Source organism: Cohnella candidum (assembly GCF_003713065.1).
In the GTDB taxonomy this organism is placed as follows: Bacteria; Bacillota; Bacilli; order Paenibacillales; family Paenibacillaceae; genus Cohnella; species Cohnella candidum.
This window is the reverse complement of record NZ_CP033433.1, coordinates 332832-354854: the sequence shown is the minus strand read 5'-3', so window position 1 is coordinate 354854 and position 22023 is coordinate 332832. Positions and strand designations below refer to the sequence as shown.

The window sequence follows — 22023 nt, the reverse complement described above, 5'->3', positions numbered from 1 at the left end:
AGTGAGGAGGAACCGAAAATGAAATTCGACTTGCACACCCACCACGAACGGTGCGGACACGCGATCGGGACGATCGAGGATTATATACTTGCGGGCATTCAGGCGGGACTGACGGCGATCGGCATCTCCGACCATTCGCCCTATTTCGCGAGGGAAGAGGATCATCCGCAGCCCGGCATCGCGATGGCCAAGAGCGAATTCGCCCGGTACGTGGACGAAGTGCTGCGGCTGAAAGAGAAGTACGCCGGCAAAATCGAAGTGCTGCTCGGCGTCGAATCGGACTTCTTCCCGAACGAAATCGCCCACTACCGCGCGGTATACGAGAAGTATCCGTTCGATTACATCATCGGTTCCGTCCACCAGACGCGCGGGGTCAGCATTTTCAACCGAAACCGGTGGAAGAAGCTGTCGGAGGGCGAAAAAGTCGAGGACAAGAAAGACTATTACCGAATGATCCGCGACTCCGCCAACGAAGGCCTGTTCCAAATCCTCGGGCACATCGACGCCATGAAAGGCTATTTCCCCGCGTTCTCGGACATCCGGGGAGCGGAAGCCGAGATCGACGACGTGCTGCGGGCCGTCGCGGACAACGACATCGCGCTCGAGATCAATACAAGCGGCAGTACCAAGGACTGCGGCGGCTGGTATCCCGCAGACGCGATCCTGGAACGGGCGCTGCATTTCGGCGCGGACGTCACCTTCGGCTCGGACGCGCACAAACCGGGCCGCGTCGGCGACGAATGGGAGCTGGTGGCCGCCCGGCTGAAGGAAATCGGCTTCAAGCGCTGGGTGTTTTACCGGCAGAAAGAGAAAGTCGTCGTTCCTCTGTAAACCGCCGAACGACGCCATAACGGAACCGGCCCCGGTTCCGTTATTTTTTGAGGCAAAAAAAAGGAACCCGCCAAACGGTGGCAGGTTCTAATATTATGAAAAAAGGGGGTCTTGGTTATTATTGTAGCCGACCTCTGCGACAAGCACGTTTCAGCTATGTTTCAATTGTGTAACAAAGCGGGTAACACATTTCGGCCCTTTTCGATACGGAATATGATAAGATGAGAACAATTTATGGAAAGGGGGCGGCACGATGGCTCAAAACCTCGAGCAAGCGTACGACTTTCACCATTTGGAACACGTGAAGGAACAGACCAAATCCGGCAAAACCCTATGGATCGTCCTGTTGCTCACCCTGTTCTTCACCATCGTCGAAATCGTCGGCGGCATCCTCTCCCACTCCCTCGCCCTCTTGTCGGATTCTGCCCACATGATTTCCGACGTCGTGGCGCTCGGCCTTAGCATGGCGGCGATTTACCTGGCCCGGCGGAAGCCCAACTCCAGGTTCACGTTCGGGTACCTGCGTTTCGAAATCATCGCTTCCTTCCTGAACGGACTCGCGCTGTGCGTCATCGCGCTCGGGATTTTCGTCGAAGGGATCAATCGGCTCATCCATCCGGTCGACGTGGAGTTCGGCCTGATGCTCACGATCGCTTCCATCGGCTTCGTCGTGAACCTCGTCCTTACGATCATTCTGAGCCGCAGCCACAAGGAAGAGGAAAACCTGAACGTGCAGAGCGCCCTCTGGCATTTTATCGGCGACCTGCTCAGCTCGGCAGGCGTCATCGTGGCCGCGATCATCATCTATTATACCGGATGGCTCTTTTTCGACCCGCTCATCTCCATGGTCATCGGGGGAATCATTTTCATCGGCGGCGCCAAAATCCTGAAGGAATCCACGGGGATTCTGATGGAATCGGTGCCCGAAAAGTTCGACCTCGAGGAGATCCGGGGCGAATTGCGCAAGGTGGAAGGCGTCGAGGACGTCCACGAAATGCATCTGTGGGCCGTCTCCACCGACCATTACTCGCTGACGGCGCACATGTTCATCCGCGAAGACATTCAGCCCTTCTGCATCATTCTCGCAGCGAACGAAATGCTCAAGGAGAAATACGGCATTACCCACTCCACGCTCCAGATGGAGCATGCCGGCATCCATCCGCACGGGGAATACGGCAGGCAGTTCCTGCTTCACCGGGAAGAACGCCACACGTAACGCAAGCGGCGGTTATTAAGCAAAATACCGGCTTATCCGCGGAATCTCCGCCGACAAGCCGGTATTTTTTTATTTTAAGACAACCACAGCGCGTCGAGGGACAAGTCGCCCGGTCCGGTCAACGCCACCGCAACGGCGATCGCCAGCAGCACAAGGTTGTACTCGTAACCGTTTTGCGTCACCCAAAGCCCGTTTTTCCCGTGCACCTTCACGATGGCCATCACCATGGTCAGCACGATCAGCGCAGCCCCGGCCGGCGTCAGGAATCCCAAGGCGAACAGCAGTCCGCCGGCCAATTCCGCCAGGCCCGCCATCAGCGCCATTGCGCGTCCCGGCTTCAGGCCGATCGATTCGAAAAATCCACCCGTGCCGGCTATCCCGTACCCGCCGAACCAGCCTGCCAACTTTTGCATCGCGTGTCCCGCGAACAACAATCCGACAATAACCCTTATGATCAACAATCCCCACTCCATGTTGTTGCACCTCTTCTTTTTATATTATGTTGCCCTGGTGATATAATATTGTATGTTACTTACTTTTGTCAAGCATTTTACTTTAGTGAAGTTACTGCTTACTTTTCCGGAAGTACTATGTTAAAATGTAAGATAACCGAAGTTAATGTCAGTCGGAGCAGAACCACCACGCAAAGGGGGGAAGCCGTATGGATTACTCCAAAATGTGCCCGAAATACGAATTGGCCGCCGATTTGCTCTGCAAACGCTGGACCGGCCTCATCATCCGGGTATTGATGGGAGGTCCCAAACGGTTCAAGGATATCAAGGAACAAATCCCCGACATGAGCGACAAGATGTTGACCGACCGCATGAAGGAGCTGGAGTCCGTCGGTGTCCTGACGCGAACCGTGTATCCCGAGATGCCGGTACGTATCGAATACGAACTGACCGACAAAGGCCGCGACATGAAGGAAGTCATCGAGTCCATTCAGGTTTGGGGCGACAAGTGGATGTAAGCCGCATAGATGACAAAAGGGCCGTTCCCGAGGGAACGGCCCTTTTGATTTTCTGTTCGTTTACAGCACGAAGCTCAAGGCGAGGGTGATCACGAAAGCCGACAGGGACAAAATCGTCTCCAGAACCGTCCATGACTTCAGCGTCTGCGGCACGGACATGTTCAGGAACTCCTTGACCAGCCAGAACCCTGCGTCGTTGACGTGCGAGGCTATGAGCGAGCCTGCGCCCGTGGCCAGTACGACCAACTCGACGTTGGCTCCCGGCGTCACGGCGAGAACCGGCGTTACGATACCCGCGGCCGTCGTCATCGCGACGCTTGAAGAGCCGGTGGCCAGACGGATTAACGCGGCAACGAGGAACGCGAACACGATGAGGTTCAAATGGGCGTTCGTTGCGATCGCGGCAATGGCCTTGCCGACGCCGCTGTCGATCAGAACGCCTTTGAACGCGCCGCCGCCGCCGATGATGAGGATGATCGATGCGGTCGGTGCCAGACATTCCATCGTGAACTTGTTGACTTGCTCTTTGCTGAAGCCCCTTGCGAATCCGAGCGAGAAGATCGCGAAAATGGCTGCAATCAGCAAGGCGATGATTTCATTGCCGATAAACTTGCAGAACATCGTAAAGCCGCTCGTGCCTTCAGGGTCGATAATGCTTGCGGCGGAACCGATGAGCATCAGAATGACCGGCATCAGAATCGTCAGAAGCGTAATGCCGAAGCCCGGAGGACGCTTGACGTCTTTGGTGGCGAATTGCTCCATCAGGTCGGCGGGCGGTTCGACTTCAATCCGTTTGCTGATGAATTTGGCAAATAAGGGACCTGCGAGAATGGCGCTCGGAATGCCCACCAGCAGCGACAACAGAATCGTCTTCCCGATGTCCGCGTGATACGCCTCGATGGCGATCATCGGCGCCGGATGAGGCGGAATCAGGCCGTGCGCGACGGAAAGACCGGTAATCAACGGGATACCGATGGCCAGCATCGGTTTTCGCGTTTTCTTCACAAGCGTATACAAAATCGGGATCAGCAGGATCACGCCGACTTCGAAGAAGACCGGAATCCCGATAATGATGGCGACGAACAAGATCGAGTAGGCAATGCGCCGCTCGCCGAATTTGTCGATGATCGTGTTGGCGATTTGCTCGGCTCCGCCGGACTCGGCCAACATTTTGCCGAGTATCGTGCCGAGCCCGATAACGATGGCGATCGTGCCCAACGTGTTGCCGAATCCGGTCTGAACGGACTTGGCCACGTCGGCGGGCTGCATCCCGACGATCAGTCCCAGGAAGACCGCCGTCATCAACAGAACGACGAACGGATTCCACTTGAATTTGGCGATAAAGACGATGAGCAGTACGATGGCGACGAGCGCCCAGACGAGAAGCGTGACATTATGGCTAAGCCCGAACAAGCTAGTCATATACACCTATCCTTTGCTTTGATCAATGTAAGTTTTGCGCGTGAACCTTATCGGCCCAGCCAGCCGCCGTCTACGGCGAGCAAGTGGCCGTGAATATAGTTGGACGCGTCCGAAGCCAGGAAGACGACCGTCCCTTTGAAATCTTCCGGATTGCCCCAGCGCCCGGCCGGAATCCGGTCGAGGATTTGCTTGCTTCTGACCGGGTCCTCCATCAATGCCGTGTTCATGTCCGTGGCGATGTAGCCGGGAACGATCGCATTGACGTTCACGTCGTGCTTGGCCCACTCATTCGAGAGCGCCTTGGTCAGCTGCGCCACCCCGCCCTTGGCCGCCGCATACGCGGGAACCGTCAAACCTCCTTGATAGGAGAGCAGCGAGGCGGTGTTAATAATCTTCCCTTTTCCTCTCGGAACCATGTAACGCCCCGCTTGTTGGCACAGGATCCAAACCGTTTTCAGGTTCACCTGGATGACCTCGTCCCAATCCGCTTCCGGAAAATCGACGGAAGGAGAGCGCCGCTGGATGCCCGCGTTGTTCACCAGAATATCGATGGCGCCAAACTCGGAGACGACGGACGGAACCGCGGCTTTCACCTGCTCCATGTCGTTCATGTCGCAAGGAATGATGACGCACTTCCTGCCGAGACGTTCGATCTCTTCTTTGACCTCCGTCTGCGTGACGGAGCGCTGGAGCAGAGCGACGTCCGCACCGGCTTCGGCCAGGGCCAAAGCCATCTCGCGGCCGATGCCGCGAGTGGCTCCCGAAATGGCGGCGACTTTGCCGTCCAGACGAAACGATTGAAGTACCATAGCTGTCAGCCTCCTCGGTGAATTAAGGACGAAACAGGACTTTCAGAGACTCTTCCGGATTGTGCATGAATTCGAAGCCTTCGGCGATCTGCTCAAGCGGAAGCTCATGGGAGATGAGGCTCGATACGTCGAGGCTGCCGCTTTCCATCATCGTGATCGCTTTGGCGAAGTCGCCGGAAGTGTAGCAGCGCGTCGTCGTCATCGAAATTTCGCGGAAATGCATGGCCGCCAAGTCGACGGCCGGCGCTTGCTTGTAAACGCTGACCACGACGATTTGCCCCTGAATTTTGACCGTTTCGATCATCTGCTTGGCCGTGATTTGGTTGCCGGCGACTTCGAAGACGACGTCCGCTCCGATGCCGCCGGTAAGCCGCCGCGCTTCTTCCGTGACGTTCACGGTCTTCGCGTCCAGGACAGTAAACCCGAGCTCCGCCGCTTTCCCCAAGCGATACGGGCTAATGTCGGAGATGATGATCTGTCCCGCTCCCGCTTGCTTCGCGACCATTCCGATCAGCAGGCCGATCGGACCTGCGCCCAAAATGACGACGTTGTCGCCGACCTTCAGGTTGGAACGGCGTACCGTATGAACGGCGACGGCGACGGGCTCCGTCAGCGCGGCGTGCGCATCCGACAATGCTGCCGGAATTCGGTGCAGGCGGTTCAGCGGAACGGCGACATATTCGGCAAAGCCTCCGTTTTTGTCGATCCCGATCAGTTTCAGCGTCCGGCAGACGTGATATTCGCCGGCCCGGCAGGCTTCGCATTCTCCGCAGCTAAGCGTCGGCTCGATGACGACCCGGTCGCCCGCCGAGAAGGATTCGGACCCGCCATTGATCTCTTCGATCACGCCGCTGAATTCATGGCCCATCGCCAAAGGAGCTTTCGCCCGCGGATGTTTGCCCGCATAGATCATCATGTCCGTACCGCAAATGCCGGCGTAGGAGACTTTAATCAGCGCTTCGCCCGGCTGCGGGGTCGGCTTGGCGATTTGATCCATCTTCACTTGTTCGGCTTCGATAAACAAGCCGGCGCGCATTGTCGTCGTCATTTTCGTTCCTCCTAAGTAAGTGCTGTAGTGTGTGAATCCATGTTGACATGTCGACAACCTAGGCGAAAAACAAGGAGCCTTCCGCAGCAGATTCGGCTCCAATCCCCAGAGGGTTTGTTATAAAGGTTTCAGGCTCGATTGAACGGTTTCGCGCGTATCGGCGAAATGCTCTCGGATCACCTTTTCGATGTAATCCCCGTCGTTGCTCTCCAAGGCGGAAATTAATAAGCGGTGCTTCTCGATCAGCTGCGGCACTTCATGCTTGCGATCCGCAAAGCGCTTTTCCGTTGCGACGAGGAGCGCCGTAAGCACAAGGCTGCGGATACTGTTCCACAGATGGAAGATTCGGGTGTGGTCCGCTTCTCCGATGATCGTCTCGTGAAAGGTCAAGTCCTGATAAGCGAATTCGACGGCGTCGTTATGCCTTTCGGCCATCTCCATTTTGTCGACGATTCTGTGAAGCGTCTCCGTCACTTTCCGATTGTCGGCTTGGGCCAGACATTGCAAGGTGTAATTCTCGATCAGGAAACGAATGTCGTACAGTTCCTTGACGTCCTTGGAAGTGAGGCCCAATACGAAGGCGCCTTTGCGGTCCAACCGAATCAGGCCCTCGATAGACAACGCTTTCAGCCCGTCCCTAACCGGCGCCCTGCTCGTTCCGAATTCCGAAGCCAATTGATTTTCGGATAACGTCGTACCGGGCTTGATTTGACCCCGAACGATGCGAAGCCGAATTTCGGAAGCGATCTTCTCTCCGAGCGATGGGTCTCGCAACCAAGAGGAAGGGAAATCCATTTCACTCATATCCTCCCTATGTTGTCGACATGTCAGCAGGCCGTGAACTCAATATACCTCATTCACTACTTCATGTAAACGGTTTTATGCTTGGAATTTTTGGTGAAATCGGTTTAGGCATATAGCGTTGGTTCAGGAAGTTTCTCGGACTCGAACGTCTCTACGGCGGAACCGGCTGGAACTTCCTCTAACGCAGGTGCAGCAACAGGACCGGCCGCGGCGGAAATCCACGCAGCGTACAGACGGCCCAGCGCGCGCAGCACGATCGGCATGAGGAGCACGAAGACGGCGCCGATCCCTCCGGCCAGCCAGGAGCGCTCGATTCCCGACCATGTCGGTACCAGCCGGTCCCATACGACCGGGTCCGAAAACAACTCGAACGAAAACAGTCTCGTGCTGATCAGATAAGCCAGTGGAGACAGCATGACGGCCCAAGCCGTAACGGGAAGCACGATGCCGAGCGTGAAGCCGGCGATCCCGATCGGGAGCTGAAACAGTCCGTACAGGATTCCTCGGTAAGAGCGGCCGCGACCGAGAACGGCTAGCAGTGATCGCCAGCCTCCCCAAGTACGGGGCGCCGGCGCTTCAGCCTCGCGCAAGTCACCGGCTTCGCTCCAAGCCGTCGTCTTCCTGCGCTCGGCCTGCAGCATGCTTCCGCACAATACGAGCGTCTCCGCCAGCAGCGGGATCCCTACCAGGAATACGGACAAAGGCAGGCTTACGGACAAACCCGCGACGACGGTGACGAAGGCCGCGATTCCTTTGGGTAACGACATGAGGAGCATTTTCCACGCCTGCAGGGCGCTCGGTTTTTTCTTTTTCATATTGTTCGACCACGCTTTCGCTTTATCATGAATCCATTGTAGCGGTTCATCCCTGCATCGTTGAATCGGCTTGCGAATGGGATCAAGCTCGACTTAAGTCGGGTTTGGGAAGTTTCCCGGATGTCTGTCCGCGATCTTCCGACAATTTTCTTCCCGGTGCGCTATAATGGACTTATCCCTGTTTTGGAGGAATACAAATGAACGTGAAATCGACCCGCGTCAAGTGGCTGGCCGTATTGGTCGGCGCCGCGTTGGCAGGCGGATGGGTCGTCCATGCCGCCGGGGCCGGACAAGCCTCGACTTCCAAGTCGGCGGACGTCGTTGCGGCGAAACCCGATGCTCCTTCGGCGAAACCGCCTTCGGATCCGAAGGCCGGCAACGAATCGGACATGCCCGCATGGGCTTTGGAAAACCTGCCGGAGAAAACGATTCGGAAAAACGCCGACGGGCTGGCCGTCATTACGAACGCTTCGAGTTTGTACGTGCTGGTCAACAAAAAGCGCAATCTGCCTTCGACTTATATCCCGCAAGATTTGGTCACCCCGAACGTGGGGTTCTCGTTCTCCGGGGATTCCCCGAAGAAGAAGATGCGCAAGGAAGCGGCAGCGGCGCTCGAAAAGCTGTTTGCAGGCGCCAAAAAAGCGGGCATCACGCTAAAGGCGGTGTCCGGATATCGTTCCTACGTGACTCAGAAAGCCCTTTTCGATAATTACGCGAAAAAGGACGGCATCGCGGCGGCAAACCGTTACAGCGCCCACCCGGGACAGAGCGAACACCAGACGGGACTCGCGATGGACGTCTCCGCTCCGAGCGTCAAGTACCAGCTGGACGAAAAGCTCGGGGAAACGAAGGAAGGCCAATGGCTGGCCTCCCATGCCGCCGAATACGGCTTCGTCATTCGGTATCCCAAAGGCAAAGAAAGTATCACCGGTTATTCTTACGAACCGTGGCATGTCCGGTACGTCGGACAAGAAGCGGCCACGGTAATCGCCCGCAATAAGTTGACGCTGGAGCAATACTTCGACGCGCTTGAGGTTTCCGCGAACAAGTAACATGTCGGCCGTCCCGGACTCATAGACATGAAGCAGGATGAGTTCCGGGAGGTCCGGTCATGAACCCCCTTTATCAGCTATCCCCTTGGGAAGAACACCGTTTTTGGATCGAAGTGCTTCAGGATCACGCCTACTTCGTATTCGAAGCGCTTTCGCCAGCCGACACGAAGCCGATTGCTGCGGCCGCCGCCTACATCCAGGAATTCGGGGCGAAGCTGGAGGAACTGCAGCGGCTCAACCCCCAGCTCGGACCCGCGGAACCGGACATGATCCGCTTCGCGAGATCGGTACAACCGCTCTCCAACGGCTACTATCGGTTCGAAGGCCAGCTGCAAGCCCTTCGTCTGCAAAATCGGATTACCCTCGACCTGTCACCCACTTACCTCAATGGAACCCTCAGCGAAAACGCCGAGTACGACCGCCTTCTTGCCTCTTACGCCGCCGGAGTTCAGCCCGAACCTTTGCCGCAAACGGATTTGGTCGATCTATGGCTGGAAGACCAGCTCGGCCACGCGAGCCTTCTGCTTAATTACATCGACGTAGCGGAGGTCGGCTGGATCGAGAGAATCCGCGAATACGTGCAAACCTTTGCCGCCTTGATGGTGAAACAGCGGCAAATCAAAAGATACTTGCGTTTCGTCGAGCCGGGATTCCCCGTCGAGAAACAGTTCGCCGTCGAAATTATCACAGCCGTGAACGGGTTCGCGGAATTGGTCCGCCAGGTGGTCGCCTTGTATCTCACAGATCGCGTAAGCAATAAATTCACGCTGCGTTTCGTCGAGCACCATTTTCCGGAAACCTGTTACTTCCTGAGGAAAATGACGCTTTACGCCCCCGAAGTCCCCGTTGCTCCCTGCAGTTTGACCAAACCCCATTTCACTCCTTTAAACGTGAAAAACCCGGGAATCCGGGAAGTCTAGAGCGCAAAACGGCAATACTGCTATGGACGAACGACCGGCTTTTCCCATCCTTCGTGCGAGGTGGCGCCCCATGAGTCCGATAGCCAGAACCGTTTACTTGTACGGATTGTATTTGATCGTCGCCGGCCTTGTTTTTCTGTTGCTCCCGGGATGGTTCGGCCCCCTGTTCGGGGTCGGGCCGGAAGACCGCGGATGGCTGCGGCTCATCGGTTTGCTGATCGCCGACCTCGGCCTCTTCTACTCCTTTATCGGCCGTTACGACCATGAGCCGCTGTGCCGTCTGACCGTCTTTGCCCGTGTCGGCGTTGCGATCGTCTCCGCGTTGCTCGTGTTTTCCGGCAGCGTGCCGAAACCGTTCCTGCTGCTCGGGTTGATCGACCTCGCCGGAGCGATCTGGACGCAGCTCCAACCCGCAAAGAGGCGGTCGACTTGGAGGTAAAGCGAATGGCGCAAAAAAAACCGGCTCTCCGTGCGGGGAGCCGGTTTTTTGCGTTCATTCCTAGGGATGGATTTCGATCCGGTAAGCCTGCCGGACGTAATCCGGATAGTTGTATATGCGGAAGGTCAGAGGCTGAGGGTACTTTACTTTGTCCAAGTAATAGTAAACGTGCTGCGGGCCGTCTCCCTCCTTGGAGCCCGACACGACCTCTTTCAAATCGGCCATCCGGTGAGTAATTCCTTTGCCGTCGGTAAACTCGCCTTCCAGGAGGGTGTACAGCATGTTATCGTCCGGATTTACACCGTTCAATTCGAAATCCAGCCGCACGTATTGATCCGTGTCTCCGATCATGTGAAGCGTCAGCTTCTTGTCCGGAGCGGTGAGCAGCCGCCTCCGTTCGGTGTCGATTTGAATCATCATTTCGTCTTTGTCGAGGGCCCGAAACCAGCTTCCCTCCACCGTCAACGATTTCGGCTGGTTGAAATAGGGACTTTCGAAATGCACGACGAGACGATCCTTATCGGTTCCTGCGCTGCCCGATATGTTTTTCCACACCGTACCTTTGTCATCCACGAGGCGAATATCCCCGGGGCCGAAAATCTGCTTGGTATTGTTTGAATCGAACTCCAGATACAGGGTAACCCGAAGCGGACTCAGCACCGCTTTCGTGAACGTCACGGCCTGGCCTTCGGCCCGGATCGTTTGGCCGATCGGGATTTCCTTGCGAAGTCCCGCGGACTTGGCGGTATCGATCGGAATGGTCATTTTGAACTCGGTGATGCCGGTTTTAGGGGGATGTTTCACGGGAACTCCTTCGGAACCCGCAACGGAGCTCTTCGGGGCTCCGTCGATTCCGTCGGATAGTTTGACTCTTTGTAATTTCATCCCAATTATCACCTTGTCCGGCAGCCGCTGACCATCGGCCAAAGCCACGTCAAACGTTCCCCGATATACGCCGGATTCCCGAACGTCTTGCTCCTGCTCTTGCGGATAAGAATATCCGATCCCGGCAGGAAGCGGGGTCCCGCCCACGTCTGAAACATTAATCGTGTCGACCCGCACTGTTTCGTGTTTAGCGGGGACCGCAACTTCGTAAAAAACGACCATGCGGGACTCATCCGCGATGATGCCCTGTACCGTCAACTTCATGCCGTCATGCTCGTCGGAGACGCCTAGCGGCTGCAAGAAATCGTTATCCACGGCAAGCTGTATCCCTTTGTCTTGAGAGCTGGCGATCAGGTCCACGAATTTCTCGAAACCCGGGATTTCCCGGACGAAAGCGGCGAAAACCGGGGACACGCGGATCGTAAACAGACAGGCGACCAACAACAGACACGCGGCAGCCGCGCCCCCTGCCCTTCTCTTGACTGCCGTGCGGCGGCGGGATTTCTCCGACTGGCCCCTGCGGAGTCCTTCCGCGATAGCGGCTTCGATCTTCTCCGTCAAATCCGACTCGTGCACGGTTTCATTAGGCATATCCCCGCTCTCCCTCCTTCCGGAAAATCTCCCTGAGCTCGTTCAGCGCTTTGTTCAGCCACGTTTTCACGGTGCCTTCCGGTTTCTCCAGCAGCCGAGTTATCCTCGTAGTATTTCAGGATAATGACGTGACGCAGGCGCGGAGTCAGCTTGTCGATCGCCATCTGCAGGCGCAGCTTCTCGTCCAGCGCCAGGTCGGCGGCCAGCGTCTCGGGAAGTTGGAACAGGGGAAGCATTTTACGTTTGCGTTTCTGCTCGTCCATACAGTAATGGATGAGAATGCGGATGAACCAGGTATGGAAGTACCGGGGCTCCTTAAGCTTGCCCAGCTTGAGGAACGCGCGGCAGGTCGTCTCCTGGATCGCCTCCAAGGCGTCCGCCTCATTCTTCAAGTAGGCGAAGGCTATCGAATACAGCTTTGTCCGCTCCATGCTCACGAGCTGATGGAACGCCTCCGGATCGCCGCGTTGCGCCGCCCGTACCCACTCCTCGGTCGACATGCTTTCCCCCCTCTTCTCTGCATTAGACTGCCGAACCGGCCAAACGGTTTTGGGAAAATGAAAAAACGGCCCCGACCGCCCGAGAGGGGAGGACCGAAGCCGCCGCTTTCACACCATCAAGATTTGCTTCCGCGCACGAGCGCCACATAGCAGAGCACGGACAGCCATACGGCGCTCGCCATCACGATGCCCATCGGCACGGCCGTCTGCGTCCCGGCGATGCCCACCAGCGGAGCGACAATGCCGCCGAAAATGAACGACAGCACGCCGAGCAGCGCCGCTGCGCTTCCCGCGGACCGGCCATAGCGCTGCATCGCCAGCGAGAATCCTGTCGTCGTCACGAGCCCGACGCTGGCGACTGCGACGAAGATGCACGGCAGAATGAAAGGAAGCCCCGCCCCCGACAGAACGCTCGCCAGCAGACCTGTGCCGCCCAAGGCGGCCAGACAGATGCCGGTCACGAACAGCTGCCGCTCGGGGATTCTCCCCGCCATCCGCCCCGTGAATTGGCCGACGGCGACGATGCCGATGGCGTTCACGGCGAAGAACAGGCTGAACATTTGGGGAGAAGCCCCGTATATGTTCTGCAAAACGAATGGCGAGCCGGAAATGTACGCGAACATCGACGCCATCACGAACCCCTGCGCAAGCGCGAAGCCGACGAACTTCCGGTCGCGGAGCAGCATGCCGAAATCGGACAGCGATTTGCCGAGCCCTCCGCTTGAACGTCGCTCCGGCGGCAACGACTCGCCCAAACCGAACCAAACCGAGAAAAACATAACGGCGCCGATGACCGCGAGCAAGACGAAAATCCCTCTCCAGGACATGATCTGAAGCAGCTGCCCGCCCACGATCGGAGCGAGGATCGGCGCCGTTCCGTTCACGAGCATGAGCGTCGCGGAGAAACGAGTCAATGCGACACCGGAATACATATCCCGCGATATTGCGCGGGAAATAACGATTCCCGCCGCTCCCGATACGCCCTGCAGGAACCGGAAGACGATCAGCGCCCCGATCGACGGCAGCCAAGCGCAGAGCAGCGAGGAAACGACATAGACGGCGAGACCGACCAACAGTGGCCCTTTGCGCCCTTTTTGGTCGCTGAGCGGCCCCGCCGCCAACTGTCCCAATGCAAGCCCGATCAGGCAAGCAGTCAAGCTGAGTTGCACCATCGAAGCGCTCGTATGCAATTCCCTTTCAATGGTGGGAAAAGCCGGCAAGTACATGTCGATCGACAACGGTCCGAAGGCCGTCAGCGAGCCCAGAATCAAAATGACGGCGATCGTCGCACCTTGAGCTCGCGTCACGGGCCTCGCGTTATCTTTCATCTCCCGATTTCCCCCCTTTACCGCCTTTTTAAAAAGAAAAGCCTGTTGACTGAAATCAACAGGCTTCTTCGTACGATTACATGGTCAGCCATTTCTTGAACATATGCTTGGTCGTGTCTTTGTTGATCGCCGCGATCGACGTCGTCAGCGGGATGCCTTTCGGGCAGGAGCGGACGCAGTTCTGCGAGTTTCCGCAGCCCTCGATGCCGCCGTCGTCCATCAAGGCTTCCAGACGCTCGTGAGCGTTCATTTCGCCCGTCGGATGGGCGTTGAACAGGCGAACCTGCGAAATCGGAGCCGGCCCGATGAACGAGTTGCGGTCGTTGACGTTCGGGCAAGCTTCGAGGCAGACGCCGCACGTCATGCACTTGGACAACTCGTACGCCCATTGGCGCTTCGACTCGGCCATCCGCGGACCCGGTCCGAGATCGTACGTACCGTCGATCGGAATCCACGCTTTGACCTTTTTCAACGCTTGGAACATGCGCTCGCGGTTAATGACCAGGTCGCGTACGACCGGGAACGTCGACATCGGCTCCAGCCGGATCGGCTGTTCCAGCTTATCGACGAGCGCCGAGCAAGCCTGGCGCGGTTTGCCGTTGATGACCATCGAGCACGCGCCGCAAACTTCCTCAAGGCAGTTGGACTCCCAACATACCGGGGAAGTAGAACCCCCGTCCGCTTTCACGGGATTGCGCTGGATTTCCATCAAGGCGCTGATGACGTTCATGTTCGGGCGGTAGGGAACCTCGAACTCCTCGGTGTAAGGAGCGGCTTCCGGACGTTCCCGACGCGTGATGATGAATTTAACGGTACGTTGTTTGGTTGCCGTTTCCGCCATGGGTTATCCCTCCTTCTTCTTATCCGTGGAGTAGTCGCGGATGCGAGGAGCGATCAGGGAAACGTCGACTTCCTCGTAGGAGATTTGCGGTCCTTCCGCGGTCCACTTCGCTTTAGTCGTCTTCAGGAACTCCTCGTCATTGCGGTCCGGGAATTCCGGCTTGTAGTGAGCGCCGCGGCTTTCGTTCCGCATCAGAGCGCCTACGGTCATCGCTTCGGACAGCTCCAGCATGTTCCACAGCTGGCGGGTAAAGGCGACGCCGGCATTGTTCCAGCGCGCCGTGTCGTTGATGTTGATCTTGGCGTAGCGCTGCTTCAGTTCCTTGATTTTGTCGACCGTTTGCTGCAGCTTGTCGTTGAAACGGACGACGGTCATGTTGTTCGTCATCCATTCGCCGAGCTCTTTATGCAGAACATACGCATTCTCGTTGCCGTCCATGCCGAGGATCGACTCGTATTTCTGCGTTTGTTTGCGGGCTTCCCGTTCGAACACGCTCTCGGATACGTCTTCGGCCGATTTCTTGAGGCCGCGGATGTACTCGATCGCTTTCGGTCCGGTGACCATGCCGCCGTAAATCGCGGACAGCAGGGAGTTCGCGCCAAGGCGGTTCGCGCCGTGGTATTGGTACTCGCATTCGCCGCAAGCGAACAAACCGGGGATGTTCGTCATCTGGTTGAAGTCGACCCACATGCCGCCCATCGAGTAGTGGACCGCCGGGAAAATCTTCATCGGGATTTTCCGCGGATCGTCGCCCATGAACTTCTCGTAGATTTCGATGATGCCGCCGAGCTTAACGTCAAGCTCTTTGGGATCCTTATGCGACAGGTCCAGGTAAACCATGTTCTCGCCGTTGATGCCGAGCTTCTGGTCGACGCAGACGCTGAAAATCTCGCGCGTCGCGATGTCGCGAGGCACCAGGTTTCCGTACGCCGGATATTTCTCTTCGAGGAAGTACCACGGTTTGCCGTCCTTGTACGTCCAGATCCGGCCGCCTTCGCCGCGGGCGGATTCGCTCATGAGGCGCAGCTTGTCGTCGCCGGGAATGGCCGTCGGGTGAATCTGGATGAATTCGCCGTTGGCGTAGTAAACGCCTTGCTGGTACACCGCGCTGGCCGCGGTTCCCGTATTGATGACGGAGTTCGTCGTTTTGCCGAAAATGATGCCCGGTCCGCCCGTCGCCAGGATGACCGCGTCGGATTTGAACGTTTGCACTTCCATCGAGCGGAGGTTTTGCGCCGTGATGCCGCGGCAGACGCCGTCGTCATCGATGACGACCGACGTGAATTCCCAGTGCTCGAACTTCTGTACGAGTCCGGCCGCTTCCCAGCGGCGGACTTGCTCGTCCAGCGCATAAAGGAGCTGCTGCCCGGTCGTCGCGCCGGCGAACGCCGTGCGGTGATGCTTCGTGCCGCCGAACCGGCGGAAATCAAGCAGGCCTTCCGGCGTCCGGTTGAACATAACGCCCATCCGGTCCATCAGGTGAATAATGCCCGGCGCGGCTTCGCACATCGCTTTGACCGGCGGTTGGTTCGCCAGGAAGTCGCCACCGTAAACCGTATCGTCGAAATGCTCCCAAGGGGAGTCACCTTCGCCTTTCGTATTGACGGCGCCGTTAATTCCGCCCTGCGCGCACACGGAGTGCGAACGCTTCACCGGCACCAGAGAGAACAGGTCGACCCGCATGCCCGATTCGGCCGCCTTCACGGTGGCCATCAGGCCGGCGAGGCCGCCGCCTACGATGATGATTTTATTTTTCGCCATGGTGTGTTTTCCCCCTTAACCGATCGTTACCGAGCTGATAGCCGTCGTCGCTGCCGCCGCCGACGCGAACTCAGCGCCGCGGAAAGCGAACAGGGACAGCAGGAACAGCACGGACACGATGACGAAAATGCCCATGCAAATGTTGGACGACACGCGCTGAGCGCGCGGTCCGATCGTGATTCCCCAGCTGACCAGGAACGCCCACAGGCCGTTGGAGAAATGGAATACGGCCGCGACGACCGCGATGAAGTAGATGACGAACGTAACCGGATTGGATACGATATCGTGCATATGGGTACCGAGCTCGTCGTACGTGATATTGCCCAGCGCCACTTGGATGCGGGTTTCCCAGACGTGCCAGATCACGAAAATGAACGTGATCACGCCGCTGATCCGCTGCAGGGCGAACGCCCAGTTGCGGCCGTAGCTGAAACGTCCCGTGTTGAGGTTCGACTGGTACGCGATATACAGCCCGTATACGCCGTGGAACAGAATCGGCAGCCAGATGACGAACAATTCGAGGAAAAAGATCAGCGGCATGCTGTGCAGGAAATCGACGCTGTCCTTGAATCCCTGTTGCCCGCCTTCGAAGGCCGAGTAGTTCGTCAGGGCATGCTCGATAAAGAACAGTCCCAGCGGAATGACCCCCAATAAAGAATGCAGCTTACGGGGTAAGTACGAATTTCCACTCATGTCGTAGTTGAATCTCCTTTCGAGTCCGTTCGGTTGAAGGTCGGATATTGGGCATACGCAAATCGTTCCAAATTCCGTCACCGAGTTGTCACCGCATTTAAGGTTACTCTATTTTCGCTTATAATGGAACTGCTTATTTTTTATAAAACCTTATAACCATATTGCATATAGGAAAGGTTGGTCGATCCGCATGCTGGAGGATATGCGATTGTTTGCCACCGTCGTAGAGCATACTAGCCTCAACAAAGCCGCCGAGAGGCTCAACGTCTCTCAGCCCGCCCTGTCCCGGCGCATCTCGCGGCTGGAGGCCGAGCTGGGTGTGGAGCTGTTCCGCCGGATCGGCAAAAGGCTTGAGCTCACGGCCGCCGGCCAGCTCACCTACGAGTTCGCGCTGGAGCTCCGCAGGTTTCACGGTTCGTACCTTCAGAAGCTGAATGCCTTCAAAACGGACGAAGCCCAAATCGTCACGATCGGCGCCAGTCTCACCACCCTGCAAACGACGCTGCCCGACCTCATCACGGCGATGACGGAGAAGCATCCGAGTCTGGAAATCAAGGCGGTCACGGGCAAGTCCCATGAGATCGCCACGCTGGTTAAGGAACGCAAGGTCGATTTCGGACTGGTCGCTTCCGCGGTCGCCGACGATCCCGCCATTACCAGTTTACCCTTATTTGACGATCATCTCATGCTCGTGCTGCCGCGAACCCATTTTATATTGGAAAAAACGCAGCTCGAGATGGCGGACCTGAACGGACTGCCGATGATCCTCTTCGCCCCGGGGACCTGGTATCGGACGCTGACGGACGAGCTGCTCCGCCGCCACGGCGTGAAGCCGGACGTCCGGATGGAAATCGATTCGTTCGAGGCGATCGTCCGCCTTCTATCCGCTTCGCGGGCTGGCACGCTGCTTCCGAAATCCTATCTGCGCAGGCAGCTGCTGGAGGATAACGATCTGTATGTCGTGCGGGTCCGCAACCTCGAGCAGACCAAGCGGACGACCTCCCTCGTACACGGGGATCCGGCCTGGCTGACGCCTTCCATCCGTTTTCTCATCGAGGAAACGTCTGCTTTTTTTGCGCGCGGCGCCCATCTGCCGAAAGAGCTGTCGTGACGGGGGTTTCCGGCGCTTTGGGAACAACTACCGCTAGGACGGGCAGGGGGGATATGGTATTCTCTTTGCCAAGGAAGCAAGGTCATTACCCTGCTTGCCGATTAACAAAACAAGGCCAAAACTCGAATGGAGAGTTTGCTTCGCAAACTCCCGATCATGAGTGCGGGGGACATGAAACACCGCGCGGCAACGCCGCGCTTGGGGTGAGTCGCGCATGACCGCGCGTAGGGTTGTACTCCCAGCCCGAACCCGACAGCTAACCTCGCCGGCCGCACAAGGAGGATTTACCGTTGTTGAATGGTCATTGGAAAAAGGCGGGCATCCGTACCGCCGCATTGTTTCTTGGAGGCGCGTTGCTTCTCCCCGGGCTGACGGCCCACGCGGCCACCGCTTCTTACACGGCGCACGACGGGGACACGTTCTGGCTGCTGTCCAAGAAATTCGACATCTCCGTGCAGAGGCTGATGAGCGCGAATCCGAACGTGGATCCGCTCAACATCTACGACGGACTGAAGATGAACATTCCTACGGGAACCGTGAAAGCGGCATCTTCGAAAGCGGCTTCCGCCAAACCGTCCGCGAATGACGGGAAAACGGTCACGACGATGGCCGGGCAATCGCTGGAGTTCTCCAAGGTGCTCGATATCAAAGCGACGGCTTATTCCGACGCTCCTGAAGAGAACGGCTGGGGTCCGGTCGACTATTTCGGCAACCCGCTGAAGCTCGGCACGATCGCCGTCGACCCGAAAGTCATTCCTTTCGGCACGAAGGTGTACATCACCGGCTACGATTTCAACGGCCTGCCCAAAGGCGGCTTGATCGCGACCGCGACCGATTCCGGCAGCGCGATCAAAGGGAAACGGATCGACATCTTCATTCCGGGCTCCCGCTCGTTCGTTTCGGGCTTCGGTTTCCAGAGCGTGAAAGTGTACATTTTGAAGTAAGGAAACCGAGCCGAATACGAGAACGAAAACGCGAAAAGCTCCCCATCAGGGGAGCTTTTCGACGTTTCAGGGAAGCGGAATCGTTCCGCGTTTCTCGGGTACTCCAATCAGTTCCGGCAGCGTGACCGGTTCGTAATCGTGCTTCCGCAGCCAATCGATGATCCTCGGAAGCGCTTCTACCGTGCCCGAGAGGTTCTGGCCCTCCCCGCCTCCAGCGTGCATCAGGATTACGGAACCCGGGCGCACCGCCGTCGTCACGTTCCGGAACACTTCGCCCGACTTGAGCTGGCGCCAATCGGAAGAATCCACGTCCCAGTTGACGACGGTATAGCCGGCGGTTTTTGCCCATTCCAACTGCTTCGGCAGGATTTCCCCGTACGGCGGACGGAACAGCCGCGGCCGGAAGCCGAGCAGCCACTGCAGGCGATCCTCGGTCCTGCGGATCTGTTCTTGGGCTTTAAGCAGAGGAGTCTTGGAAAAGTCGGGATGAGAATACGAATGGTTGCCGACGGCGTGCCCTTCCCGGTGGATCCGCCGCACGAGGTTCGGATGTTTGCCCGCTCTTGTCCCCACCACGAAGAAAGTCGCGTGAACGCCCTTCCTTTTCAAAACGTCCAGCACGTACGGCGTATAACGGGGATCCGGAACGTCGTCAAACGTGAGCGCGACTTTCCTAACTTCGCGGGGAGCGGACAGCACGAACACGCCTTTGTAGCGCTTTTGCATTTCCGCCCAAGGCATTTTTTTCGGCTTCCCGCTTCCCTGCTCGGCGAAAGCTTCGGAACGGGCCATCGCCGCAACAAGCACGCACGCGCAGAGAAGCGCCGCCACCCTCCGTATGCAACGGTACCTATCCAATCGCGGCCCTCCTCTCCGACGCCTTTTCCGGTTCTTTCCTTAGGGTCGGCGGAAACGAAAAGAATCATTCACCGCTGGGGAGATTGTTAGACGAGGTAACGCAAATAGACATAAGCGCTGGCAAGCACGACGGAAAGCAACATGAGCGGGAAGCCGATTTTCATGTATTCGAGGAACCGGATCGGATGGCCTTCCTTGGCCGACAGACCTGCCGCGATAAGATTCGCGCTGGCCCCGACGAGCGTTCCGTTACCGCCTAAGCATGCCCCGAGCGCAAGGCTCCACCAGAGCGGCTCCAGGTTGGAGACCCCCATGTTCCCCATCTCCTGAATCATCGGAATCATCGTGGCCACGAACGGAATGTTGTCCAGGAAAGCCGATGCGATCGCGCTGAGCCATAGGATCAGCATGGATGAAGCCGTCAAATTTCCGCCGGTCCACTCGACGGCCTGCTCCGCGAGTTTGGCGATGACGCCCGTCTCCACCAAGGCGGACACCAAAACGAACAAACCGACGAAAAAGAAAATCGTCGTCCATTCCACTTTGCCGAGCGCGTGTTCCATGGCATGCTCCCCGGTGAGCAGAAGCAGGAGGAACGCGCCCGCGAGCGCGACCGTGGCGGATTCCAAGTGAAACGTTTGGTGCAGGAAGAAACCGAGAATCGTGAGGCCGAGCACGGACAAGCTTTTCGCCAGCAGGACGCGATCGCGGATCAGCTCTTTTTCGTCCATCTCCATCAGATTGCGGATATGTTCGGGCTGTGTTTGCAGCCGTTTGCGGAACATCAGAATGAAAAGAGGGACATAAACCAGCATGATGATCGCCGCGATGGGGGCCAAATTGACGATGAAGGCCGAGAAAGAAAGTTCCTTGACCTCGCTGCCGATCATGATATTCGGCGGATCTCCGATCAAGGTAGCCGTTCCCCCTACGTTCGAGGCCAGAATTTGGGTTATGAGATACGGCATCGGGGATACCCGGAGCTGCCTCGTCATGCTGAACGTGACCGGAACCATGAGCAGAATCGTCGTGACGTTGTCGAGGAAGGCGGAACCGATCGCGGTGATCAGGCATAAGGCGATCAGGATCCGGACGGGTTTGCCCCCGGCTTTCTTGGCGGCCCATACGGCGACGTATTTAAACACGCCCGTGTCGGCCGTTATGGCGACGATCACCATCATCCCGACGAGCAGGCCGAGCGTATTGAAATCGATGTGGTGCAAAGCGGTTTCCTGGTCGACGATGCCGAGGACGACCATCAACACCGCGCCGATCATGGCAACGATCGTGCGATGGATTTTCTCCGAAATGATCAGTGCGTAGATGGCGAGAAAAATGCAGACAGCGATGATTGCGGGTTGTTCCATGAATGATTTCCTCCCCTGAAAAAGACAAAAAGAGCCCGTCAATGACAGGCTCCACCGGTTGAAACGATTTTATGAAGTTACCTCATCAGTATAAGGGATGAATCCGACCTCTGTAAACGGAATTCCGCGCCGCTATTTCTCGATCGAGTCCTGGAACTCTTCGATTTGCCGGTTCGTGCCGATGACCACCATGACGTCGTTCTCCGACAGGATGTCGTCGGCGACCGGCGCGATGATCATGCCCTTCGGCTTGTTGATCGCCACGACGCTGCAGCCGAACCGGCCGCGCGGGTTGATATCGGACAGGCTTTTGCCGGACAGGCACTTCGGCACGCCAAGCTCCGCGATCGTATAGTTTTTGGACAGCTCGATGTAATCGAGCAGATTCGGCGACACGAGCTGATGCGCGACGCGAATGCCCATGTCCCGCTCCGGGTAAACGACGCGGTCGACGCCGATTTTCTCGAGCACCCGCCCGTGCAGCTCGTTCACCGCTTTCCCGACGACTTTTTTGACGCCCAGGTCCTTCAGCAGAATCGCGGCCAGAATGCTCGCCTGGATATCGTCTCCGATCGCGACCACGCCGCAATCGAAGTTCCGGACGCCCACGGAACGAAGCACCTCTTCGTCCGTACCGTCCGCCACCACCGCATGGGTGAGCACGTTGCTCATTTCGTCCACTTTCTCCTCGTCCCGGTCGACGCCGAGCACTTCATAGCCGAGCTGGACGAGCTCGCGGCCCAAGCTGGAGCCGAACCGGCCCAGCCCGATGATGACGAATTGGTTCAATTTCATGGAATCGTTTCTTCTCCTTTGAA

General features: G+C 57.4%; 23 protein-coding genes and 1 riboswitch. Of the genes, 8 read left to right on the top strand and 15 right to left on the bottom strand.

The window, feature by feature from the left end:
• Positions 1 to 18: 18 nt before the first annotated feature.
• Positions 19 to 831, top strand: coding sequence for a histidinol-phosphatase (locus EAV92_RS01730; protein ID WP_123039480.1), 813 nt, complete (start codon positions 19 to 21; stop codon positions 829 to 831).
• Positions 832 to 1084: 253 nt separating this feature from the next.
• On the top strand, positions 1085 to 2047 hold the full coding sequence (locus tag EAV92_RS01725; RefSeq protein ID WP_123039479.1) for a cation diffusion facilitator family transporter: 963 nt from the start codon (positions 1085 to 1087) through the stop codon (positions 2045 to 2047).
• Between the two features lie 74 nt (positions 2048 to 2121).
• Here EAV92_RS01725 and EAV92_RS01720 read toward each other — a convergent pair whose 3' ends face one another.
• The gene (locus EAV92_RS01720) at positions 2122 to 2520 is read right to left on the bottom strand and encodes a DoxX family protein (RefSeq protein WP_123039478.1); all 399 of its coding nucleotides are present in this window, start codon (positions 2518 to 2520) and stop codon (positions 2122 to 2124) included.
• Positions 2521 to 2708: 188 nt separating this feature from the next.
• Between EAV92_RS01720 and EAV92_RS01715 the strand changes: the two genes are divergently transcribed.
• Positions 2709 to 3017: a winged helix-turn-helix transcriptional regulator gene (locus tag EAV92_RS01715; protein ID WP_123039477.1), complete on the top strand. Its 309-nt coding sequence runs from the start codon at positions 2709 to 2711 to the stop codon at positions 3015 to 3017.
• A gap of 60 nt (positions 3018 to 3077) precedes the next feature.
• On the opposite strand, the gene EAV92_RS01710 is transcribed toward EAV92_RS01715, so the two are convergent.
• The 5 genes from EAV92_RS01710 to EAV92_RS01690 form a co-directional block, all read right to left on the bottom strand.
• A complete protein-coding gene (locus EAV92_RS01710; RefSeq protein WP_123039476.1) occupies positions 3078 to 4439 on the bottom strand; it encodes a GntT/GntP/DsdX family permease in 1362 nt (453 codons plus the stop codon).
• A gap of 47 nt (positions 4440 to 4486) precedes the next feature.
• Positions 4487 to 5248 carry an SDR family oxidoreductase gene (locus EAV92_RS01705; RefSeq protein WP_123039475.1) on the bottom strand — a complete coding sequence of 254 codons (762 nt, stop codon included), beginning with the start codon at positions 5246 to 5248 and terminating at the stop codon, positions 4487 to 4489.
• Positions 5249 to 5270: 22 nt separating this feature from the next.
• Positions 5271 to 6296, bottom strand: a complete 1026-nt coding sequence (locus EAV92_RS01700; protein WP_241158405.1) for a zinc-dependent alcohol dehydrogenase — start codon at positions 6294 to 6296, stop codon at positions 5271 to 5273.
• 117 nt (positions 6297 to 6413) lie between these two features.
• Positions 6414 to 7091 carry a GntR family transcriptional regulator gene (locus EAV92_RS01695; protein ID WP_123039474.1) on the bottom strand — a complete coding sequence of 226 codons (678 nt, stop codon included), beginning with the start codon at positions 7089 to 7091 and terminating at the stop codon, positions 6414 to 6416.
• A 113-nt stretch (positions 7092 to 7204) separates the two neighbouring features.
• On the bottom strand, positions 7205 to 7915 hold the full coding sequence (locus EAV92_RS01690; RefSeq protein WP_123039473.1) for a sensor domain-containing protein: 711 nt from the start codon (positions 7913 to 7915) through the stop codon (positions 7205 to 7207).
• A 197-nt stretch (positions 7916 to 8112) separates the two neighbouring features.
• Between EAV92_RS01690 and EAV92_RS01685 the strand changes: the two genes are divergently transcribed.
• The 3 genes from EAV92_RS01685 to EAV92_RS01675 all read left to right on the top strand — a co-directional run bounded on the left by EAV92_RS01685 (position 8113) and on the right by EAV92_RS01675 (position 10326).
• The gene (locus EAV92_RS01685) at positions 8113 to 8967 is read left to right on the top strand and encodes a M15 family metallopeptidase (RefSeq protein ID WP_123039472.1); all 855 of its coding nucleotides are present in this window, start codon (positions 8113 to 8115) and stop codon (positions 8965 to 8967) included.
• A gap of 59 nt (positions 8968 to 9026) precedes the next feature.
• Positions 9027 to 9887: a DUF2935 domain-containing protein gene (locus EAV92_RS01680; protein WP_123039471.1), complete on the top strand. Its 861-nt coding sequence runs from the start codon at positions 9027 to 9029 to the stop codon at positions 9885 to 9887.
• A gap of 70 nt (positions 9888 to 9957) precedes the next feature.
• The gene (locus EAV92_RS01675) at positions 9958 to 10326 is read left to right on the top strand and encodes a hypothetical protein (RefSeq protein ID WP_123039470.1); all 369 of its coding nucleotides are present in this window, start codon (positions 9958 to 9960) and stop codon (positions 10324 to 10326) included.
• A 60-nt stretch (positions 10327 to 10386) separates the two neighbouring features.
• Here the strand turns inward: EAV92_RS01675 and EAV92_RS01670 are convergent, their stop codons facing one another.
• The 6 genes from EAV92_RS01670 to EAV92_RS01645 form a co-directional block, all read right to left on the bottom strand.
• The gene (locus tag EAV92_RS01670) at positions 10387 to 11802 is read right to left on the bottom strand and encodes a DUF4179 domain-containing protein (protein WP_123039469.1); all 1416 of its coding nucleotides are present in this window, start codon (positions 11800 to 11802) and stop codon (positions 10387 to 10389) included.
• Positions 11769 to 12302 (bottom strand): sigma-70 family RNA polymerase sigma factor, encoded by a 534-nt coding sequence (locus EAV92_RS01665; RefSeq protein ID WP_338134389.1) that lies wholly within the window; start codon positions 12300 to 12302, stop codon positions 11769 to 11771. Before EAV92_RS01665 ends, EAV92_RS01670 begins: the two co-directional genes overlap by 34 nt.
• Positions 12303 to 12418: 116 nt before the next feature.
• On the bottom strand, positions 12419 to 13630 hold the full coding sequence (locus EAV92_RS01660) for a multidrug effflux MFS transporter (RefSeq protein ID WP_123039468.1): 1212 nt from the start codon (positions 13628 to 13630) through the stop codon (positions 12419 to 12421).
• Between the two features lie 76 nt (positions 13631 to 13706).
• Positions 13707 to 14471: a succinate dehydrogenase iron-sulfur subunit gene (sdhB, locus tag EAV92_RS01655; RefSeq protein WP_123039467.1), complete on the bottom strand. Its 765-nt coding sequence runs from the start codon at positions 14469 to 14471 to the stop codon at positions 13707 to 13709.
• A 3-nt stretch (positions 14472 to 14474) separates the two neighbouring features.
• The gene (sdhA, locus tag EAV92_RS01650) at positions 14475 to 16232 is read right to left on the bottom strand and encodes a succinate dehydrogenase flavoprotein subunit (RefSeq protein ID WP_123039466.1); all 1758 of its coding nucleotides are present in this window, start codon (positions 16230 to 16232) and stop codon (positions 14475 to 14477) included.
• A 15-nt stretch (positions 16233 to 16247) separates the two neighbouring features.
• On the bottom strand, positions 16248 to 16925 hold the full coding sequence (locus tag EAV92_RS01645; RefSeq protein ID WP_123039465.1) for a succinate dehydrogenase cytochrome b558 subunit: 678 nt from the start codon (positions 16923 to 16925) through the stop codon (positions 16248 to 16250).
• 190 nt (positions 16926 to 17115) lie between these two features.
• Between EAV92_RS01645 and EAV92_RS01640 the strand changes: the two genes are divergently transcribed.
• Together EAV92_RS01640 and EAV92_RS01635 are read left to right on the top strand one after the other, a co-directional pair.
• Positions 17116 to 18036, top strand: a complete 921-nt coding sequence (locus EAV92_RS01640) for a LysR family transcriptional regulator (RefSeq protein WP_206424271.1) — start codon at positions 17116 to 17118, stop codon at positions 18034 to 18036.
• A 104-nt stretch (positions 18037 to 18140) separates the two neighbouring features.
• Positions 18141 to 18322, top strand: a riboswitch (cyclic di-AMP (ydaO/yuaA leader).
• Positions 18323 to 18329: 7 nt separating this feature from the next.
• Complete coding sequence (locus tag EAV92_RS01635) at positions 18330 to 18980, top strand: 3D domain-containing protein (RefSeq protein WP_123043508.1); 651 nt, start codon at positions 18330 to 18332, stop codon at positions 18978 to 18980.
• A 66-nt stretch (positions 18981 to 19046) separates the two neighbouring features.
• Here the strand turns inward: EAV92_RS01635 and EAV92_RS01630 are convergent, their stop codons facing one another.
• The 3 genes from EAV92_RS01630 to EAV92_RS01620 form a co-directional block, all read right to left on the bottom strand.
• Entirely contained in the window at positions 19047 to 19838 is a 792-nt protein-coding gene (locus tag EAV92_RS01630) for a polysaccharide deacetylase family protein (RefSeq protein ID WP_241158404.1), read from the bottom strand.
• Between the two features lie 86 nt (positions 19839 to 19924).
• Positions 19925 to 21205, bottom strand: coding sequence for an ArsB/NhaD family transporter (locus EAV92_RS01625; protein ID WP_123039464.1), 1281 nt, complete (start codon positions 21203 to 21205; stop codon positions 19925 to 19927).
• Positions 21206 to 21337: 132 nt separating this feature from the next.
• Positions 21338 to 22000 (bottom strand): potassium channel family protein, encoded by a 663-nt coding sequence (locus EAV92_RS01620; RefSeq protein ID WP_123039463.1) that lies wholly within the window; start codon positions 21998 to 22000, stop codon positions 21338 to 21340.
• Positions 22001 to 22023 lie beyond the last annotated feature (23 nt).

Coding starts and splice junctions, on each gene's coding strand:
- EAV92_RS01660 (WP_123039468.1), bottom strand. CDS start 13,630: ATGAAAGATAACGCGAGGCCCGTGACGCGAGCTCAAGGTGCGACGATC.
- EAV92_RS01625 (WP_123039464.1), bottom strand. CDS start 21,205: ATGGAACAACCCGCAATCATCGCTGTCTGCATTTTTCTCGCCATCTAC.
- EAV92_RS01685 (WP_123039472.1), top strand. CDS start 8,113: ATGAACGTGAAATCGACCCGCGTCAAGTGGCTGGCCGTATTGGTCGGC.
- EAV92_RS01665 (WP_338134389.1), bottom strand. CDS start 12,302: ATGTCGACCGAGGAGTGGGTACGGGCGGCGCAACGCGGCGATCCGGAG.
- EAV92_RS01715 (WP_123039477.1), top strand. CDS start 2,709: ATGGATTACTCCAAAATGTGCCCGAAATACGAATTGGCCGCCGATTTG.
- EAV92_RS01705 (WP_123039475.1), bottom strand. CDS start 5,248: ATGGTACTTCAATCGTTTCGTCTGGACGGCAAAGTCGCCGCCATTTCG.
- EAV92_RS01675 (WP_123039470.1), top strand. CDS start 9,958: ATGAGTCCGATAGCCAGAACCGTTTACTTGTACGGATTGTATTTGATC.
- EAV92_RS01700 (WP_241158405.1), bottom strand. CDS start 6,296: ATGACGACGACAATGCGCGCCGGCTTGTTTATCGAAGCCGAACAAGTG.
- EAV92_RS01690 (WP_123039473.1), bottom strand. CDS start 7,915: ATGAAAAAGAAAAAACCGAGCGCCCTGCAGGCGTGGAAAATGCTCCTC.
- EAV92_RS01670 (WP_123039469.1), bottom strand. CDS start 11,802: ATGCCTAATGAAACCGTGCACGAGTCGGATTTGACGGAGAAGATCGAA.
- EAV92_RS01720 (WP_123039478.1), bottom strand. CDS start 2,520: ATGGAGTGGGGATTGTTGATCATAAGGGTTATTGTCGGATTGTTGTTC.
- EAV92_RS01620 (WP_123039463.1), bottom strand. CDS start 22,000: ATGAAATTGAACCAATTCGTCATCATCGGGCTGGGCCGGTTCGGCTCC.
- sdhB (WP_123039467.1), bottom strand. CDS start 14,471: ATGGCGGAAACGGCAACCAAACAACGTACCGTTAAATTCATCATCACG.
- EAV92_RS01710 (WP_123039476.1), bottom strand. CDS start 4,439: ATGACTAGCTTGTTCGGGCTTAGCCATAATGTCACGCTTCTCGTCTGG.
- EAV92_RS01680 (WP_123039471.1), top strand. CDS start 9,027: ATGAACCCCCTTTATCAGCTATCCCCTTGGGAAGAACACCGTTTTTGG.
- EAV92_RS01640 (WP_206424271.1), top strand. CDS start 17,116: ATGCTGGAGGATATGCGATTGTTTGCCACCGTCGTAGAGCATACTAGC.
- EAV92_RS01730 (WP_123039480.1), top strand. CDS start 19: ATGAAATTCGACTTGCACACCCACCACGAACGGTGCGGACACGCGATC.
- sdhA (WP_123039466.1), bottom strand. CDS start 16,232: ATGGCGAAAAATAAAATCATCATCGTAGGCGGCGGCCTCGCCGGCCTG.
- EAV92_RS01725 (WP_123039479.1), top strand. CDS start 1,085: ATGGCTCAAAACCTCGAGCAAGCGTACGACTTTCACCATTTGGAACAC.
- EAV92_RS01695 (WP_123039474.1), bottom strand. CDS start 7,091: ATGGATTTCCCTTCCTCTTGGTTGCGAGACCCATCGCTCGGAGAGAAG.
- EAV92_RS01645 (WP_123039465.1), bottom strand. CDS start 16,925: ATGAGTGGAAATTCGTACTTACCCCGTAAGCTGCATTCTTTATTGGGG.